Genomic DNA, 16,684 nt, shown 5'->3' on the forward strand with positions numbered 1-16,684 from the left:
CAGGCTTCCCACGGCTGCGCGGCGCGCTCGAGGTGCGCCCGGGCCCGCTTGGGCTCGAAACAGGCGCCATCACTGCTGCCAAGATCTGCTAATTGGTAATCCCGTGCTGCCAACAGTTACCGAAAGAAATGACACTGAAATGGGTGAATTGGATCCCGCGCTCGAGCGTGGGCTGCAGCCTAGAAGCGTCTTTGAATACGTGGCATGGGTCGCGCTTGGCCTGGGCCTCCACTTTTCCGTTGCGACCAATCCGAACTTCAAGTGGGATGTGGCAGCGAAGTGTTTCACGCACGAGTCGATCCGCCGCGCCCTGATGCTCACGGTCTTTCTTGCCGACCGCACAGAGGCCACCTCGGATGATCTCCGCCATGTAGGCGGCCTGATTCAGGGGCAAGCCGACCAATGCTGCCATGATGGCTGCCCTCAGAGTATTAACCCCCAGTCGTTGCTGGAAAAGGTGCTGTAGAACGTGGATGGAAAACTCGCCGTCATTGGCCTGGGCAGCATCGGCAGCATGGCACTGTGGCAGGCCTCGCGGCTGACCGACTCCGTCGTCGGATTCGAGGCCCACTCGCCCGCCCACGGCCGCAGCGCCGTAGGCGGAGATACCCGCCTGTTCCGCATGGTCTACCGCGGCAACCCCAGCTACTACCCCATTCTGGAACGCTCACGGGATCTCTGGGGCGAACTGGAAGCGGATACCGGACAGCACATCCTGACCCGCTGCGGCGGACTCTCCATCGGAACCGCCGACGGGGCCTACCTCCGCAGCCTCCTCGAGACCACCAGAACCAACGGGGCGGCTCACGAAATCCTCACCCGCGGGGAAATGGCCGAACGCTACCCGCAACACAACCTCCGGGCTGACGACATCGCCGTCTACGACCCCAACGCCGGGGTCATACGCACCGATCGTGCCGTCACCGCCGCCGTCACCGCAGCCCAGGCCAACGGCGCGCAAGTCCAGACCCACACCTCCATCGACGCCATCCGAGAAAACACACACGGGGTGGTTGTGACTTCGGGTGAGAAATCCTGGACCTTCGAGAACGTCATCGTCTCCTGCGGCGGATGGTCCCAACGCCTCATGCCCGACCATCTCGCGGCTGCCACGGAAACCAAACGGATCTTCCTGACCTGGTTCGTCGCCCGCGACGCAGCCGAGTTCACACCGGATCGTTTTCCCATTTTCAGCCGACTCTATGAGGGCCGCTCAATGTATGGGGCCCCCGCCGTCGACGGGGTCACCGTCAAAGCCACTCTTGACGGCCGGGGGACAGCAACATCCGACCCAGGCGGCGTCGCCAGGGAACTCACCACAGCCGAAATCACTGAGACCACCGAAACAGTCTCGGAATTCTTCCCCTGCCTCATCCCGACGATCGTCCGCTCAGACGCCTTCCCGGACCTCTACACCGAGGACCGGAATCCGCTGGTGGGCCGGTTCAGCGAGTCGAGCAGGATCTACTGCGCCACCGGCTTCTCCGGCGGCGGATTCAAAAATGCCACCGGGTACGGCCACATTGCCGCGTACGAAGCGCTCGGCAAACAGTCATTCGAAGGCCTGGAATTCGTACGCCCTCAGCGGTTCTAGACGGGCTAGACCACTCTGTCAGTGAGTAGTACGGGTCTGGGCATCGCACAGTGTTGCAATACGCCTGTGCTTTCCTCCGAGGACTGCCGGAATGGGCAGACCGGCACGGCATCGTATATGTCCTCGGAGGTCCGTGGGTCGCACCGGCAAGTTCTGGCCGACGACTGGGCCCTAACGGTATGCGGATGGCGAGGAGGACAGCCCAAACGCTGCACTCACGATGTCGCTTTGGGCGAGGAGTTGCGGTGGCAGCATGCACTGCAATGCCCGAGAGCGGCGCACGACACAGGTCCCACGACGTCGGGGCCTGTATAGTCGACAATCGACAAAGAGAGGGCCCGATGGACCGCAAGTTCCAGTGGCAAGAGCAGCGGACCACGACGCCGGACGGCGTCTACCGCTTGCTGCGTACCGCCATCCTTGACGGAACTGTGCCTCAAGGTGGACAACTGCGCGAGACACACATTGCTGAAGATCTCGGGATCAGTCGGTCCCCGCTACGCGAGGCGCTGACCAGGCTCGAGGAGGAGGGGCTGGTCGTGAAGATCCCCTTCCGGGGGGCGTTCGTTGTGGAGGTGACTGCACGCGACGTCGCCGAGATCGCATCGATCCGCGTACTTGTCGAGCCATACGCTGCTGAGCTCTCGGCCGAAAAGCTGTGCGGTCCTGAGCGGCCTCGGCTAATGCAAACCATCGAGGAACTCCACCGCGCCACGGACACGAACGATATCCCGGCCAGCATTGACGCTCATCTTCGCTTCCACAGGCTCTTCTACGACTCTTCGGGAAACGCCGTTCTGCAAGGTCTTTGGAATGGTTGGGAGACCAAACTGCGTCTCTACCTCGCAGTCGACCATCGTAGTTACAGCAACCTGCATGACATTGCCGTTGAGCACGAGAGACTGGCTGCGCTTGTTTTGGAGGGTGACATCGATGGCTTCCGCCAGGAGCTGGTCAGTCAAATGCAAAACGCACTCCGAGCCCAACTGTAAACGAGACGGACTGTGAATCCCCCCCGGTGAGTCCGGGACTTCATCTCTTGTGAAGGATGGAGTCGTGTCGAGGAGGAAGTACCCGGTCGAACTGCGTGAGCGGGCCGTGCGGATGTTTGTGGAGATCCGTCATCAGCATGGTCGGAGTGGGCGGCGATGCGGGCAGTAGCCGAGTTGTCGGGAATCGGCCACCCGGAGACGGTGCGGATGTGGGTGCGCCAAAGTGAGGTCGACACCGGTGCGCGTCGGGTGTCACGACCGAGGAGTCCGAGGAACTGAAGCGACTGCGGCGTGAGAACGCAGAACTCGAGCGCGCCAACGCAATTCTGAAAGCGGCTTTCTTCGCGTCAATGTAAGGACGATCAAGCCCAGCGGGTTCGCTCTCCCCGGCTGTTTGATGCTAGTAGCTTGTCACGATGTGCGGCCCCCGCCGGGTTCCGGCCGGTGGGGTTCGTGGCCTGATAGGAGCGCGCTCGATGCCCGATTGACGCGTGCCCGTCCTCACTCGGCTCGCCAGATTCCGAGCCCGTGGAGAGGATGAAACGTGGCCGGAGGCGAAGTTCGCCATGGAGGACTGCCGCCACGTGACACGCGGGCTCGAACGGGACCTTCTCGCAGCAGGATTCGAAGTTGTTCGGGTGCCGACGCACTTGATGGCCGCTGCTCGTCGTGGTGGCCGGGAGAAGGGCAAGTCCGACCCGATCGACGCCCTCGCCGTCGCGCACGCGGCGCTGCGCGAGCCGGACCTCCCGACCGGCCGCCTGGACGGTCCAGCACGGGAGGTGAAACTGCTGTCGGACTACCGGCATGTCCTGGTTACCGAGCGGACGGAGCTGATCAACCAGCTGCGCTGGCACCTTCACGAACTCGACCCCGGTCTCGGATTCCGGCTCGTGGGCTGCGCCGCTACTGCGTCATTGACGACCTCGCCGAACGCCTCACCAGCTTCAACGGGTTGGTCGCCCAGCTCACGCGAGAGATGACGGGCCGCTGCCGCGAGCTGACCCGTCAGATCAACGATCTGGAACGGCAGCTGCGTGACCGGGTCCGGCTGCTGGCACCACGCCTGCTCGCCGTCCCCGGATGCGGGGTGCTTTCGGCGGCAGTGATCATCGGCGAAACCGCTGGGGCACAACGGTTCCGGAACAAAGACGCCTATGCGCGATTTACAGGGACCGCGCCGATCCCGGTTTGGTCGGGCAGCACGCCGGGCAAGGTCCGGCTCAACCGCGGCGGGAACCGCTGGATCAACTGTGCCCTGCACATGATCGCGCTTACCCAAACCCGTGGCCTAGGCCCCAGCAAGGACTACGTCGGCAAGCTCACCGCTCGCGGCAAGACCGGCGTCGAGGCTATGCGCCTGCTGTGCCGGCGGCTGTCCGATGTCGTCTACCGCGCTTTGATCACCGACGAGCGAGCCGCCGCTCAGTCGCCATCGGAGCTCACGAAACCGGCTGTGTTGCAGGCGGCTTGACATAGGAGCATCGCCGAGATAGACCGGCGACAGCGCTGATAATCGGGTTCATCACCGAACACCAGGGCCCCCGAGAGCGGCGGCCTGCGGCGGGCGTCGAGTCCATCTGCGCCGGGCTCACCGAGCTCGGAGTGAAAGTCGCCTCATCAACGTATTACGAATACCGCAACCGCACCGTCACGAGACAGATCCATGGCCGCCCCCCTCTACACCAGCGGCATCCTCGGATAGAGGTCGGCGTGCTGGCGCCTTGTCTCCTGCTTGCTCGTGCTGACGCAAACGAGCCCCACCAATGCCATTTCGTGTGGCTCGCCTGTGTGCAGTTTCCGACGACGTGCGCACGGAATTGGTCGTGCATGCGTCCGTCTCAGTCGTGCTGCTGCCGCATGTTAGAGAGGGGCGACGGACTCCCGCTCGCGCACGCGGAGGTGTCGACGGTGACGGAACTGTGTGCTGCGAGCGGCTTCGCTGTCTGATCTCGGCCAGGTATGACTGCCCGAGCGAGGGCGAATGTGCGCGAGGAGGCCCTCGTGCACGCGGATGGCTCAGTTGTGCCGAATGCGCGTGCTAGAGAACTGGGCGAAATTCACTCGAACACGCGGGAGGGGTCATTTCTGACGTCAATGTGTGGTGCGAGTGCTGCTTTCGGCGCATGTGCGCCACGACAGGGGCGGCCGTGAGCGACTCGGAGGGGGAAGAGTGGGTGATCGAGCACGTATTTGCATCAAATTTGACGCAAATACGTACTCGAGCAGTGCGCGAGAGGGGACTTGATCACAGATCTACGTCATCCTTGACGCTGATTGGTGTTCAAGTGGAGGCTATTTCGGTTCGCTGGAACATAGCATGGAGTCGCTGACAATGTTGTGATGTCCGTATTGTCTTGACTTGTAACGTTTTTGGTACCGTGGTGGAGGTAGCTGCGTGGGGGACGTTGTATCGATTGATTCGGTCTCGGTCTGTTGGCTGCTTCAAATGGTGAGGGTGAGGGAGACGGGTTGCCACCGGTCTATGCGTCCTTTTTCGCGTAGCAGGATGTCCGCCGCCGGATGAGGGACACCCCGCCTTCGTTCAGGCTGCCGACGGCACCGCTACAATTTCCAGCTCGCCCGCGGCATACTTCCCCCGCAGGACCTTCTTGTCGAATTTGCCGACGCTGGTCTTGGGGATTTCGGGGAGGAAGGCCCACCGTTCCGGCAATTGCCAGCGGGCGAACGTATCCGCGAGAAAGCGTCGCAATTCGGCGGCACTGGCGGTGGCGCCGCCGTGCAGCACGGTGGCGACCACGGGCCGTTCGTCCCACTTCTCGTCGGGTACGCCGAATACGGCGGCCTCAGCGACGGCGGGATGGGCCATGACGGTGTTCTCCAGGTCCACCGACGAAATCCATTCACCGCCGGATTTGATAATGTCCTTGGCCCGGTCCACCAGCGTCAGATAGCCGTCCGGGCTGATGAATCCGATATCGCCGGTACGCAGCCACCCGTCGGAGAAGGCGCCGGAACCGGTCGTCGCTCCGTCCGGAACGTAATAGCTGCCGGTGATCCAGGGACCACGGATCTGCAACTCGCCTAGAGATTTCCCGTCCCAGGGCCGGATCGAACCGTCGTCCCCGACCAGACGGGCCTGTACCGACGCAGGGAAGCGTCCCTGCGTCACCCGATAGTCGAATTCCTCCTCGGCGGACAAACCGCTGGGCGGCCAGGCGATGGTGCCCAGCGGCGAGGTTTCGGTCATACCCCACGCCTGGACGATCTCGACGCGATGTTCGTCGGCGAACGCGCGGATCATCTGTGCGGGTACCGCCGAGCCGCCGACCACCACCGACCGCAGGTGGCCGATGTCCTGTGGCCGCTGGGCGAGTGCGGCCAGGACGCCGTTCCACACGGTGGGTACTGCCGCGGCGAAACTGGGTCGTTCGGCGGCCATGAGTTCCAGTAGTGTGCCCGGCTGCAGGAAACGGTCGGGCATGATGAGCGAGGCGCCAGACATCATTGCGGGTGTTCGGCCAGCACGCCGAGGCCGGCGGCGGCATCGTCCCATCCCAACGGCGCCGCGCCGGAACGGCCGTGTCCATGAAGATCCATCGTCACCGGCCGTAGGCCCGCCGTGTGGACGGTGTGGTCGGCGAAGCGTGAGGTCAGCTGCGATACAGCCCGGGTTTGTTCGGTCGCGGCCCCGGTGTGGCATCGGCTCGGGAGGCGGGTTCCACAGGGCCCGGCGCGTCGGCTACGCGATGCCGACTGTCGGCCTCGGCGGCGGCTCTGGCATCGACCTCGCGTCGCGCGAAGGCGATATCGCGTGCGCTGCGCACGGACAATCGGCCGAGCGAGGTCGCGGCGAAGAACAGGATCAGCGCCCCGAGACCATAGAAGTAGGCCAGTTGTAGCAGGGCCCGTTTCAGGTCGGACGTGGCGACGGGTTCGCCGACATCCCCGATTTTCAGTGTGTGCGCCAGTATCGGCCCGATCACGAACCACAAGCCCGCCGCCACTGCCAGCCACGCGCCGAAGCTCGCCACAAGCCGGTTGCGGCTGGCCAGCATGAGCAATCCGCCGATGATCGCGGCGACGCCGGGCAACACCTGGAGCCACCCGCGCGCCGCCGTCCACACCCACGGGTCGTCCGGAGTGAACGCGAAGCCGAAGTAGGGTCCGATGAACGGGATCAGCGCACCCCAGATGCCCAGCACTAGCACCGCGAGCCCGCCGAGGGCTCCTCGGCTGCGGGGAATTCGAAGGCGACGGCCGTGGCCTGCGTGGACGGTGTCGTCGACGTCTCTCATGGCGCCTCCATTCGTCGAAGTAGGTGCACATATGCGGCCTACCCTTTGCACACCGCCATACGCACGGAAGCGCGTGCGGGTCCGCTGCCTGCAGTGATCGGCGGTTTCGAAGATCATCGGCGGCCGCGATTGCGGCGGTGTCCGGTTTGATCGGCCGGGACCTGGATCGTGGCAGCGATCCCACGCTCGCGCGGGTGTGCCGACGGTGCCGAGTGCGCATGCGGGAACGGCTCTGCCGAAGGAGCTTCAGGTGATTTTGGATCATTTGGAGCCGTTGCCGGGTGTGGTTAGCGGGTGGCTCGTTGCATGCGCTGCCGTATACCGGATCGTGTCGAGGTGAGGATCCGTAGCGTAGGGCGCCGTACACCCTCGTAGTGGGTGTAGTCGGCGCGGGGCGCTCATTGGTCTGATGCGTAGCCTCGTGCCACCAGCAGCGCAGTATGGTGAGCTGTCGTTCCATAAGGGGTCCAGCCAGTTGTTCTTGGATCTTGGCGAGGTGGGCCGGTTCTTCGGCGGTCCATTCATGGCCGTCCTCGGCGTTGTCGGCAACGGTTGCTCGCTGCTGACGTATCCGCTTGTTGCCGATAGTGGCGGCGACTGTCCCACTGGCGTATGGCGTTTCGGCTTCGGCTCAGTGGTTGGGGCGCACTGTCGACCACGTCGAGTTGGCCACGGGCGCCGCTGCGTTGTCCTAACCCACGACGCGCCATAGCGGTCGTCGTACTGCGGTTGATTGCCGGTGTGCATGCGCGCTCGGACAACCGCGCCTTGCGCTCGATTGCTGGCGGTATGCTCGGGATTGATACGTCGGAGGTGGATGTTGCGTGTAGTGCTGGCCGATGACGACGTCCTGCTTCGCGAAGGTGTCGCCAGCCTGCTCGCACGCTGCGGTTTGGACGTGGCGGGACAGGCCGGAGACGCCGCGCAACTCTTGGCGCTGGTTCGGGACAAGGTTCCGGATCTGGTGGTGGTCGACATTCGGATGCCACCGACGCATACCACCGAAGGTCTCGACGCGGCCCGGGTGATCCGGGGCGAACTCCCGGAGACGGGGATCCTGGTCCTGTCGGCGCATGCCGATGTCGAGGACGCGATGGAGTTGCTGGCTGGAGGTCGGCGGATCGGCTATCTGCTCAAGAGCCGGATCACCGACGTGGAGGAGTTCGTCGACACTCTGTATCGGATCGCCAAGGGCGCATCGGTCATCGACCCCGCTCTGGTGCAGGAGCTGGTATCGGCGCGCCGACGCGACGACCCGCTGGCGGTACTCAGCGCCCGGGAGCGGGAAGTGCTCGCGCTCATGGCGGAGGGCCGATCCAATGCCGGTATCGCCCGGCGGCTGTGGGTCACCGAGGGCACGGTCGAGAAGCATGTGCGCAGTATTTTGACCAAACTGGATCTGCCCGAGACCGGGGACGACCACCGCAGAGTCCTCGCGGTGGTCACCTTTCTCGATGCTCGCTGAGCGGATTGCCATAGTCCGCGGCGGCGAGCAGCGCACGAATCGCGCCCGAGGACAGCGCGGACTTGGCCAGGAAGCCCACCGCGCTGCTCGCAGCGACCATATCGGCGATGTCCTGCTCGGCACGGGCCGAGGTCAGTATCACCGGCGGCGGCGTCGGCCCGCCGTGGTGGTACACGCGCTCGGCAAGTTCGAAGCCGTTCTCCTCGCCGAGCTCGATATCGACGAGCATCACGTCCGGCTCCAGCTCCGCGACACCCCACATCGCCGCTGCGCTTGTCGACGCCACGCCGACGACGGTGATGCCCTCTCGCTCGAGCAGTTCGCGTCCGGCGTCGAGAAAGTCGACGTTGTCATCCACGATGAAACAACGCAGACGCTGAGCCGACGGCACCATGACCTGAGTGTCTGGCAGCGCGCTACGGGCGCGCATCCCCGCTAACGGGAACTTTCCGCACCGGCACAGCCACGGCCGCCTCGCCAGCGGATCGTGGAGGCTGGGCCGCTGCTCATCGGGTCGGCTGGGCCATACGGTTCTCGAAACTCAGCATCCACCGCTGTTTCTCGATGTCGTCGATGAGATCGTGCAGCAGATCCGCCGTGGACGGGTCCTCGCCGCCGACGTCGTCGTGAACGATGCGCATCGTGCCTGCGGTGGTGCGGAGCCGGTCGCAGATCAGCTCGACCACAGCGGCGGTGTTCTGCTCACTACGGGGGAATGCCCTCAGCAGTGTCGTCGCGGCAACGGTGTCGGGCCGTCCATCGGGCATGGCGTCCAGTGCGCGCATCCGCTCGGCGATGGTGTCGCTGCCCTCGCGCGCGATGTCGACGATTTCTTCGAGCTGCAGGTCCAGGTCGCGGAAACCGTGGCCGATGACGTTCCAGCGTGCTTGCTTGCCCAGCAACTGCAATGCGATGAGATCGGTAAGGACCTGTTGTAGGTCCGCGCGCATCCTCGACGAGGCGCGGAACCCCGCGGCGCTGACTGCGGAGTCATGAAAGATCGAGAAGATCGAGGTGTTGGACATGGTTGCTCCCGTTTCGTGATGGGCCCCGATCGACCAGGGCAATCGGTATCGGCCGAGGAACGCCGGTGGCGGCCCATGGCGTTCGGCCGCCGTCGTCGCGAGCAGGCAATCGGCTTCGACCTGCCGCTCGGTTCCCCGTCCGCTATCAGCTTCGCCGTTCGACGAACTCGTGTCGTCACCGCTGACACCCATTCACCGCACCCGCGACCAGGAAGATCGCCTACCTGCTACCAGCCAGTCCTGCGAACGGCTCGTCCGGAGCAACCACCCGATTGTCCGATCGTGGCCAGGGAGGATACTGAGTTCATGCCGCCGAGGGATGTGCTATCGGCGTTGCTGCGTCCGGCGACACCGCCGCTGTGGTTGGGGATCGTGATCGCCGCGGGCGTCATCGCGCTGGAGACGCTTGTGATCGTCCTCCTGGAGCATCTGTCGCCCGGTGAGACGTTCGAGCCGGTCTATCTGCTCGGCATCCTGGTGGTCTCCATGGTGTGGGGGTTGGGCCTGGCGGTGGCTACCTCGCTGGTCAGCGCCATCGCCCTGGCTTATTTCGGTGGCGCCAGACCTGGCGACGAGTTCGCGTCGTTCAGCTTCGAGAACGGTGTGCTCGTCGTCGTGTTCCTCGTGGCGGCATTGTGTACGAACTTCATCGCGGGTTTGGCCCGAGTCCGGGCGTTCGAAGCCGAGCAACGCCGCCGCGAAGCCGAGGACGCCAAAGCCGGCCTGCGGGACAGCCGCGACCGAATCGGGGTGCTGGCCGAACAGCAGGCCGCGCTGCGGCGGGTGGCCACCCTGGTGGCGCGTGGCGCGCCCGGCTTCGAGGTCTTCTCGACGGTGGCAGAGCAGTTGGCCCGCGCGCTCGGCACCGCCAATGCGTCGTTGTGGCGCTACGAGTCCGACGGCACCGCCACTCTCGTCTCGGCTCATGACGACCCGTCGCAGAATACGGCGAGGCCGATCGGTTCGCGTTGGTCGCTGGAGGGCGACAACATCGTCGGCGTAATTCGCGCCAGCGGCCGCCCGGCCCGGATCGACACCCATGACGCGCCGGGATCGGCGGCCGCGCGCATCCGTGAGCTCGGTCTGCGCGGCGGGGTGGGGGCGCCGATCATGGTCGAGAGCAATCTGTGGGGCGCCGCCGTCGTCGGCAGTGCCGAGCCAGGGTCGCTGCCACCGGATACCGAGGCGCGCGTCGCCGACTTCGCCGACCTCGTCGCGACGGCGATCGCCAATGCCGAATCGCGTGCGGAACTGACCGCGTCGCGCGTCCGGATCGTGGCGGCCGGCGACGAGGCGCGGCGCCGCCTGGAACGCGATCTGCATGACGGAGCTCAGCAACGGCTGGTATCTCTCGCATTGGAATTGCGCTCTTTGCAGGACTCGGTGCCCTCCGAACTCGATGCCCTGAACGGGCAGATCGCCCGGGTCGCGAGCGGTCTGGCCGCCGCATCGGAGAATCTCCAGGAACTTTCGCGCGGAATTCATCCCGCGATCCTGTCGAAAGGTGGACTCGTCCCGGCATTGAAGACGCTGGCCCGCCGCTGCCCGGTTCCAGTGGACCTCGATGTCGGGGTCGAACGGCGATTGCCGGATTCGGTGGAGATCGGCGCCTACTACGCGGTGGCCGAAGCGCTGACGAACGCCGCCAAGTACGCCCAAGCCTCCGAAGTGTCCGTCCGGGCCGCGGTGAAGGGCGACAGTCTGTGTTTATCGATTCGCGACGACGGCATCGGCGGTGCCGACGCCAGAAAAGGTTCAGGACTGATCGGTCTCAAAGACCGCATCGAAGCGCTGGGCGGCCACGTACTCGTCACCAGCCCGACGGGGATCGGTACATCGCTGTACATCACGATCCCAGTAGAGGTTCACGACAGCACACGTCTTGTGTGACCGCGCGGGTCTACCGCTCAGCACGGGTTCGGCGTGGAGTCGTCCCGCCGGCGGAGCGGCTACGTTCGGTGCCGGATCCAGCGGGCTCGATCGGGCCGGGTTGCAGCTAGCGGGTATCCGCACTGTCACGGTGGTGGGGCCTATAGACGGCGGCCAGCGCCGACGACAAAGGGTATGCGGCCGGACGATTCTGGATGTCGGTTCCCACCGGGCAAACGAGGAGTCTCGACATGGTCATGTACCAACAAGCCGTCATATCCCCAGCAGCCACCGAAGTTCACACTCGCGCACCGGCAGGGCGGACCACGGAGGCCGCCGCGGTGGCGAGGGAGTTCGCGGCCCGACCTGCGACATGGCCGGGTGGCCCGGTTGGCGAACTGATCGCCGAACATATCAATGCTCTGCACGTCACGCACTTCAGCATCGCGAACCCACAATCCACCGAGTTCGCGGCCAAGATGACCAACAGAACTCGCAGGGGACGGTGGCGGCTGAGTTGGCTTCCCGAAATGTCGCTGACCCGAAAGCAAGTCGTCAGTGCAATGGTTCTCGAGAAAATCCTCATCGCTCATGATCTCGACAGCGCAACCATGTTGCGGATCATGAATGTCCTAGCCGCCGATCTCCAGATGCCCCTGCACCAACTCCTCGGTCGCCTCTCGTCACATCAGAAAGGAGCAGGCGCGCCGCACTGCGGTGGCTCGGCACCGTGGTGGAGCAGGGGTCCGCTCATGGAGTACTGATACCGATCTCCGGCGCCGGAGCTGCCGAAGAAGCGCGCATCCTGCCCGCGTCCGCCGGGCCACCCGGCTATTGATACGCCACGGTGTCTATTCCGCCCAGCAGTTGCCGAGTATGACCTCGACGAAATCGGTGCGGGGGAAGCTGGGTGCGCAGTGGGCGAGGGCGTCGGCGTTGACCGTGCCGAAGGTGGAGTCGGGGCGGTGAGCGAAGCCCTTGGTGAACGCGGCGAGTCTTTGACGTTTGAAGTCGGGGCGGATGGGCCGCGACAACGGCCTCGATGTCGGTGCGGTCGAGGTTGTGGTAGCCGAAACCCGGGACGTCGGTTTCGACTCCGGCGATGACCATAGCGATCTCGGGGCCATGTGCTCGGGAATGTCCGGTGTGGAGTGCAGTGCGATGGCAGTCCAGATCCGTTGGGCCGCATCGTGTTCGATGCCGTGGGCGGTGAGGAGTTCGCGGGCGGTGTCGGCGCCGTCGACCTCGAACCGTTGCATGCTGGCTCGGTACGCCTCGCTCGAGCCGAGGTCATGGAACAAGTCGCCGACTACAGCAGTTTGGGATCAGGCCGCAGACCGAGGCGGCGAGCTTGCGGCTGTTGCCTTCTTTGGCATCGATCCCCTCGAGCATCGCGGCCATGCCTGCGGCGACCCGCTGTCCGATCTTCGGCGGGCAGCCGAGCAGGGAATCGGTGACCCCGAATGCAAGCGGGAGCGCGTACTGGCTGATCAGATCGGCAGCACCGGCCTGGCAGAAGGTGTTGGTCAGCGGGATGGCGATCTTCTCCACGGTGGCATCGAGAGCGTACAGATCTACCGCGTTGATACTCATGGTGATCGCCTGCCGGTAGCGCAGCAGGACCGCTCCGTCGTTTCGAGTCCCGTTGGGACGCCATTCCATCAGCGGCCGGATCGGGCAGTCGGCGGGGATGTTCTGCTGCCAGGTGCGTGGATCGGCAGGGAAGTGCTCGGGATCGTTGAGGATCCGCAGCAGGGTCCGGGCGATCATTGCCTCTGCCGGTCGCGGTTTTGTCAAAACACCTTGATTGCAACGGTTCTCTGGTATGCCAGCTTCTCGACATCGATCCCGATCACCGATCCACGCCTCGGGGAGATAAAGCTCTCGATCCATCAGGGCACGCCCGGACTTGCCGGCGTAAGCCAGGAACACGCCGAGCTGGGAATTTTCACACGTCCCGCTGTGCCGGAGTGTTGCCGCTGGACACCGGCCGATTTCACACCCTTCTCGAGGAATCCCTTCTCGTCCGGCACCAGGACGCCGTCCGGGCAGGCCAGTGCCTCGGCGCCATACGAGCGCAGACGGTCACGCAACTCGTCGGCCTCCCACCGGGCGCGGTTCAGCAAATGCTGCAACACATCCGGCCCTACCGCGCCCGACGGCAGCTGCCAGGAGTTCTTACGCAGCACCGGCGCCAGCCACCCGGTCAGATACGACCGCGCGCACCGCCGCGGCTCGGACCGGAAGAACACCCCCACCACCCGCGCGAACAGCTCATCGAACGCCGTCCGCCACGCCGAAACATCCTCGGCTACAACATCATCCAGCACAGACCAACAAACGACCGCGGATCCAAACATCCTGCATCACAACGAAATACAACTGTCGTGCCTTGCAGTCTTATTGACTTTCATGGAAAACTTCCGCTGACGAGGCGATTCCGCCGAAGCCGCACAATTGAAGGAAACTGCACGATGAGCGCACTCCGGAGCGTCCTCGACATGCCCACTACAGCAATGGATCGGGCGATGCGCGTTTTAGGCTCTCCCGAAACTCAGCTGAATATTGGTGCAGTTCTGCACTTGGATGGACAACCGCCGCATCTCGGTGACATCCGGGACTACATCGCTACCCGGCTGGCCGCTCTGCCGGCGTTGGCTGCGTGGATGACCCCGGGCGCCCGGCATTGGACGGTGGCCGACGAAGTGGACTTGACCAGCCATGTCGTCGAGCGTGTTGTTCCCACCCAGGAAGATCTGGAGCAGGTCGTTGCCGAGTTGGCGAGGACTCCGCTGCCGGAGGACGCGCCGCACTGGCGGATGTGGTTGCTGCGAGGTTACTCGCCGAATCGGTACGTCCTGCTGTACCTGGTGCACCATAGCGTACAAGACGCCGCGGGAACGCTTCGAACACTGGAGTCGCTGTTCGCACCTGGTATCCCTGAGAGCGAATCGTCGGCGGTATATCACGGTTTCGCTCAATACCCGCGCACGCCGGCCCGCACGCGAATGCAGTGCGCCGCAATGGGTCTGCAGAGCCTTCGGAGTCTGGGCGCCTGGGACCTGCCGGGGTGCCGGCCCACAGATGAGATAGGATTTGCGTGGGGCCGCGTGCCCACCAGCACGCTTACCTCCGTCGCCCGTGCTTTCGGCGGCACTCGCAATGACGTATATCTCGCATCGCTCGCCCACGTGCTCACTCACTGGCAGAGCGAAATCCGCGGGAACGCCGACTTGCCCGACATCCCGTTGCTGGTGCCGGCCAACGTCCGCCGCCCGGATGAGATCGCCCTGGCGGGCAACAGGACAGCCACCGCCTACCTGAGACTGCCGGGAGCGCTGCTCTCCTTCGACCAACGGCTGACCAGCACCATCCGCGCCACCCCGCCGTTGAAGTCCCCTACTGTCCGCGCAGCGTTTCGCAGCAACTTCGACGCCACGCCCACATGGCTCATGCGCACAACACTTTCCGCTCTTTCGAATCCACGGCGTGCTCCCGCCTCACTGTCAAATGTCGTGTTGCGTCATCCCCTCGCGCTGCACGGCGATCCCGTCACCGCGATCGATCCGATCACGACCAGCCTCGGAGGCATTCCGCTGAGCGTGCTCCTCCTTGTCTACGGAGAGAGTGCCACCGCATGTTTCAGAACCAATACCGGATTCCCTGGCCTCGACCAAATACACCGCGAGTGGGAAAAGACCCTGCTCTCATGGCAGAGCGATGCGGCCACGCCAAGCCGATCCTAGGCCAAGGTCCTGCGCGATAGGCCAACGGCATCCGGGCACAGACGCTTCCGTGGGAGTTCGAATTGGTACTTTGCGGCGAGCTTGGTCAGGACTGCCATTGTGCCCCTCGGCGCAGGTGGTGAGGCCGGTTTCAGCGCCCACCCGAAAACCGAAGATCGTGCGATTCATATATTCGACACGCCCCGCCGAGGGGCATGCTGCGACGATCGTGACAGGTCTCCGGCTTCCCCTTGCCCGCGGTTCGGCGCGCCCAGCCCGCCGCAAACGGGCTCTACCGGCTTGGTAGGGGCTGGACCGCTCGGGCTGCGCCATTGAGGGAAGGTCATGCCGAACTCGGCGCGGAACAGGCGTCTGCGTACACCGGTGTGCACGCGGTGGGCAAGCCAAGCGCGGGGGCACGACCGATGACTGCGCGCCATAACCGGTCTATCCCACGGATGGGGTTTGACGTGATGATTACGTCATTATATTGTGGCGTCATGCTCTTCCCGACCCCCGCTCTGACCGCGTCCGATACTGGCGTCCTCGCCGACGTGGATCGGATGCGCGACGAACTGCGTCACGAAATCCAGGCCAAACCCGGGAAATGGGCGGGTGGCCTGCGTAAGTTCCTCACTGCGGATGCCGTCGCCGCATCGAACTCCATTGAGGGGTTCAAAGTCTCCACCGTCGACGTGGAGGATCTGATCGCAGGCGAACGAGACGTTGAGGTCTCCGAAGAGAACAAGGCCGAGACGCTCGCCTACGAGCGGATGATGACCTACATACAGACGCTCCACGACGAAGGCGATTTCGCCTACAGCAAAGGCTTCCTGAACGCTCTGCACTGGATGCTCCAAGGGCATCGGCACACCGAACGCCGCCCGGCCGGGCGGTGGCGCTCCGGCCCCGTATACGTGACCGACGCCCGCGATCCCAGTATCGCCGCCTATACCGCGCCCGACGCAGAGCACCTGCCGACCTTGATGGAGGAACTCGTCGATTGGCTCAACAGCGACAACGGTACCCACCCGCTGGTGCGCGCGGCCATGGCGCACCTGCACCTCGTCTCCATTCATCCGTGGGCCGATGGCAACGGACGCATGTCACGATCACTGCAAACACTGATGATCGCGCGGGAAGGTGTTCTCGCACCGGAGTTTTCGTCCATCGAGGCATGGCTCGGCCGACCAGGCAACACATGGGAGTACTACCAGGTCCTCGGCCGACGGGGCAGCACCTATCAGCCGGATCAGGATGTGTCGGAATGGATTCGGTTCAATCTGACCGCCTACCATCAGCAGGCGCAAACGGTACACGCCCGCTGGGTACGGTCCGGCGCGGTATGGTCGCTGCTCGAGGAGTACGTCGCGGGCATCCGCCTGGACGAAAGAGTTGTCAGCGCATTGCATGATGTCGCGATGTCGGGCCGAGTCCGCCGAACCCGCTACGAACAAGCCGAAGGCCTGAGTCTGCAACAGGCACAACGCGATCTGCGCGACCTCGTCGCACTCAGAGTGCTGGAGCCGGTCGGCCGTACCCGAGCACGCTTCTACACCGCCGGACCGGATTACCCGGGACACGTATCAGAAGTCGCCAGCACTCCGACCATCCTCGACAATCCTTACCAGCGGTAACGCGGGCCGCCGGGGCAGGTCTAGAGGCCGTGCGCTGGTGGCATGTGTGCAGGAGTTACTTCGTGATCCCATTCCGTGCAGCGATTGCGTGGCCGCCGCCAGTACGAATCCGCGGTTG

Annotated in this window: 15 protein-coding genes and 2 pseudogenes; 10 read left to right on the top strand and 7 right to left on the bottom strand. The window is 64.4% G+C overall.

What is annotated here, in order from left to right; genetic code table 11:
- The first annotated feature begins 139 nt into the window (after positions 1 to 139).
- The 6 genes and pseudogenes from NA5_RS33275 to NA5_RS41935 all read left to right on the top strand — a co-directional run bounded on the left by NA5_RS33275 (position 140) and on the right by NA5_RS41935 (position 4,060).
- Complete coding sequence (locus NA5_RS33275; RefSeq protein WP_062993001.1) at positions 140 to 466, top strand: hypothetical protein; 327 nt, start codon at positions 140 to 142, stop codon at positions 464 to 466.
- A 3-nt stretch (positions 467 to 469) separates the two neighbouring features.
- On the top strand, positions 470 to 1,594 hold the full coding sequence (gene solA, locus NA5_RS33280; protein WP_062993002.1) for an N-methyl-L-tryptophan oxidase: 1,125 nt from the start codon (positions 470 to 472) through the stop codon (positions 1,592 to 1,594).
- A gap of 341 nt (positions 1,595 to 1,935) precedes the next feature.
- Positions 1,936 to 2,586, top strand: coding sequence for a GntR family transcriptional regulator (locus NA5_RS33285; RefSeq protein WP_062993003.1), 651 nt, complete (start codon positions 1,936 to 1,938; stop codon positions 2,584 to 2,586).
- 112 nt (positions 2,587 to 2,698) lie between these two features.
- Positions 2,699 to 2,924, top strand: a pseudogene (locus NA5_RS41500) (IS3-like element IS987 family transposase); the annotation flags it as partial.
- A gap of 153 nt (positions 2,925 to 3,077) precedes the next feature.
- Positions 3,078 to 3,569: an IS110 family transposase gene (locus tag NA5_RS41930; protein ID WP_371856478.1), complete on the top strand. Its 492-nt coding sequence runs from the start codon at positions 3,078 to 3,080 to the stop codon at positions 3,567 to 3,569.
- Complete coding sequence (locus NA5_RS41935; RefSeq protein ID WP_218020214.1) at positions 3,542 to 4,060, top strand: transposase; 519 nt, start codon at positions 3,542 to 3,544, stop codon at positions 4,058 to 4,060. The genes NA5_RS41930 and NA5_RS41935 overlap by 28 nt, the downstream gene beginning before the upstream one ends.
- A gap of 1,071 nt (positions 4,061 to 5,131) precedes the next feature.
- On the opposite strand, the pseudogene NA5_RS33300 reads toward NA5_RS41935, so the two are convergent.
- Together NA5_RS33300 and NA5_RS33305 are read right to left on the bottom strand one after the other, a co-directional pair.
- A pseudogene (locus NA5_RS33300) lies at positions 5,132 to 6,058 on the bottom strand (AMP-binding protein); the annotation flags it as partial.
- A 142-nt stretch (positions 6,059 to 6,200) separates the two neighbouring features.
- A complete protein-coding gene (locus NA5_RS33305; protein WP_062993006.1) occupies positions 6,201 to 6,845 on the bottom strand; it encodes a hypothetical protein in 645 nt (214 codons plus the stop codon).
- 817 nt (positions 6,846 to 7,662) lie between these two features.
- Between NA5_RS33305 and NA5_RS33310 the strand changes: the two genes are divergently transcribed.
- Positions 7,663 to 8,310, top strand: coding sequence for a response regulator (locus NA5_RS33310; protein ID WP_062993007.1), 648 nt, complete (start codon positions 7,663 to 7,665; stop codon positions 8,308 to 8,310).
- Here NA5_RS33310 and NA5_RS33315 read toward each other — a convergent pair.
- Both NA5_RS33315 and NA5_RS33320 read right to left on the bottom strand, forming a co-directional pair.
- Positions 8,288 to 8,704 (bottom strand): response regulator, encoded by a 417-nt coding sequence (locus tag NA5_RS33315; protein WP_174555301.1) that lies wholly within the window; start codon positions 8,702 to 8,704, stop codon positions 8,288 to 8,290. The genes NA5_RS33310 and NA5_RS33315 overlap by 23 nt on opposite strands.
- A 112-nt stretch (positions 8,705 to 8,816) precedes the next feature.
- The gene (locus tag NA5_RS33320) at positions 8,817 to 9,335 is read right to left on the bottom strand and encodes a Dps family protein (protein ID WP_062993045.1); all 519 of its coding nucleotides are present in this window, start codon (positions 9,333 to 9,335) and stop codon (positions 8,817 to 8,819) included.
- 306 nt (positions 9,336 to 9,641) lie between these two features.
- Between NA5_RS33320 and NA5_RS33325 the strand changes: the two genes are divergently transcribed.
- Complete coding sequence (locus tag NA5_RS33325) at positions 9,642 to 11,225, top strand: GAF domain-containing sensor histidine kinase (RefSeq protein ID WP_062993008.1); 1,584 nt, start codon at positions 9,642 to 9,644, stop codon at positions 11,223 to 11,225.
- An 830-nt stretch (positions 11,226 to 12,055) separates the two neighbouring features.
- Here the strand turns inward: NA5_RS33325 and NA5_RS33335 are convergent.
- The 3 genes from NA5_RS33335 to NA5_RS33345 all read right to left on the bottom strand — a co-directional run bounded on the left by NA5_RS33335 (position 12,056) and on the right by NA5_RS33345 (position 13,534).
- Positions 12,056 to 12,463 carry a hypothetical protein gene (locus tag NA5_RS33335; protein WP_062993010.1) on the bottom strand — a complete coding sequence of 136 codons (408 nt, stop codon included), beginning with the start codon at positions 12,461 to 12,463 and terminating at the stop codon, positions 12,056 to 12,058.
- Between the two features lie 31 nt (positions 12,464 to 12,494).
- Positions 12,495 to 12,974, bottom strand: a complete 480-nt coding sequence (locus NA5_RS41505) for a cytochrome P450 family protein (RefSeq protein ID WP_062993011.1) — start codon at positions 12,972 to 12,974, stop codon at positions 12,495 to 12,497.
- Positions 12,975 to 13,096: 122 nt separating this feature from the next.
- Positions 13,097 to 13,534, bottom strand: coding sequence for a transposase (locus NA5_RS33345; protein WP_062993012.1), 438 nt, complete (start codon positions 13,532 to 13,534; stop codon positions 13,097 to 13,099).
- 144 nt (positions 13,535 to 13,678) lie between these two features.
- Here NA5_RS33345 and NA5_RS33350 point away from each other — a divergent pair, with 144 nt between their 5' ends.
- Together NA5_RS33350 and NA5_RS33355 are read left to right on the top strand one after the other, a co-directional pair.
- Positions 13,679 to 14,950 carry a wax ester/triacylglycerol synthase domain-containing protein gene (locus NA5_RS33350; protein WP_084484628.1) on the top strand — a complete coding sequence of 424 codons (1,272 nt, stop codon included), beginning with the start codon at positions 13,679 to 13,681 and terminating at the stop codon, positions 14,948 to 14,950.
- A gap of 437 nt (positions 14,951 to 15,387) precedes the next feature.
- Complete coding sequence (locus tag NA5_RS33355; RefSeq protein ID WP_245672514.1) at positions 15,388 to 16,566, top strand: Fic family protein; 1,179 nt, start codon at positions 15,388 to 15,390, stop codon at positions 16,564 to 16,566.
- Positions 16,567 to 16,684: the final 118 nt, after the last annotated feature.

This window comes from Nocardia anaemiae NBRC 100462, assembly GCF_001612725.1.
Lineage (GTDB): Bacteria > Actinomycetota > Actinomycetes > Mycobacteriales > Mycobacteriaceae > Nocardia > Nocardia anaemiae.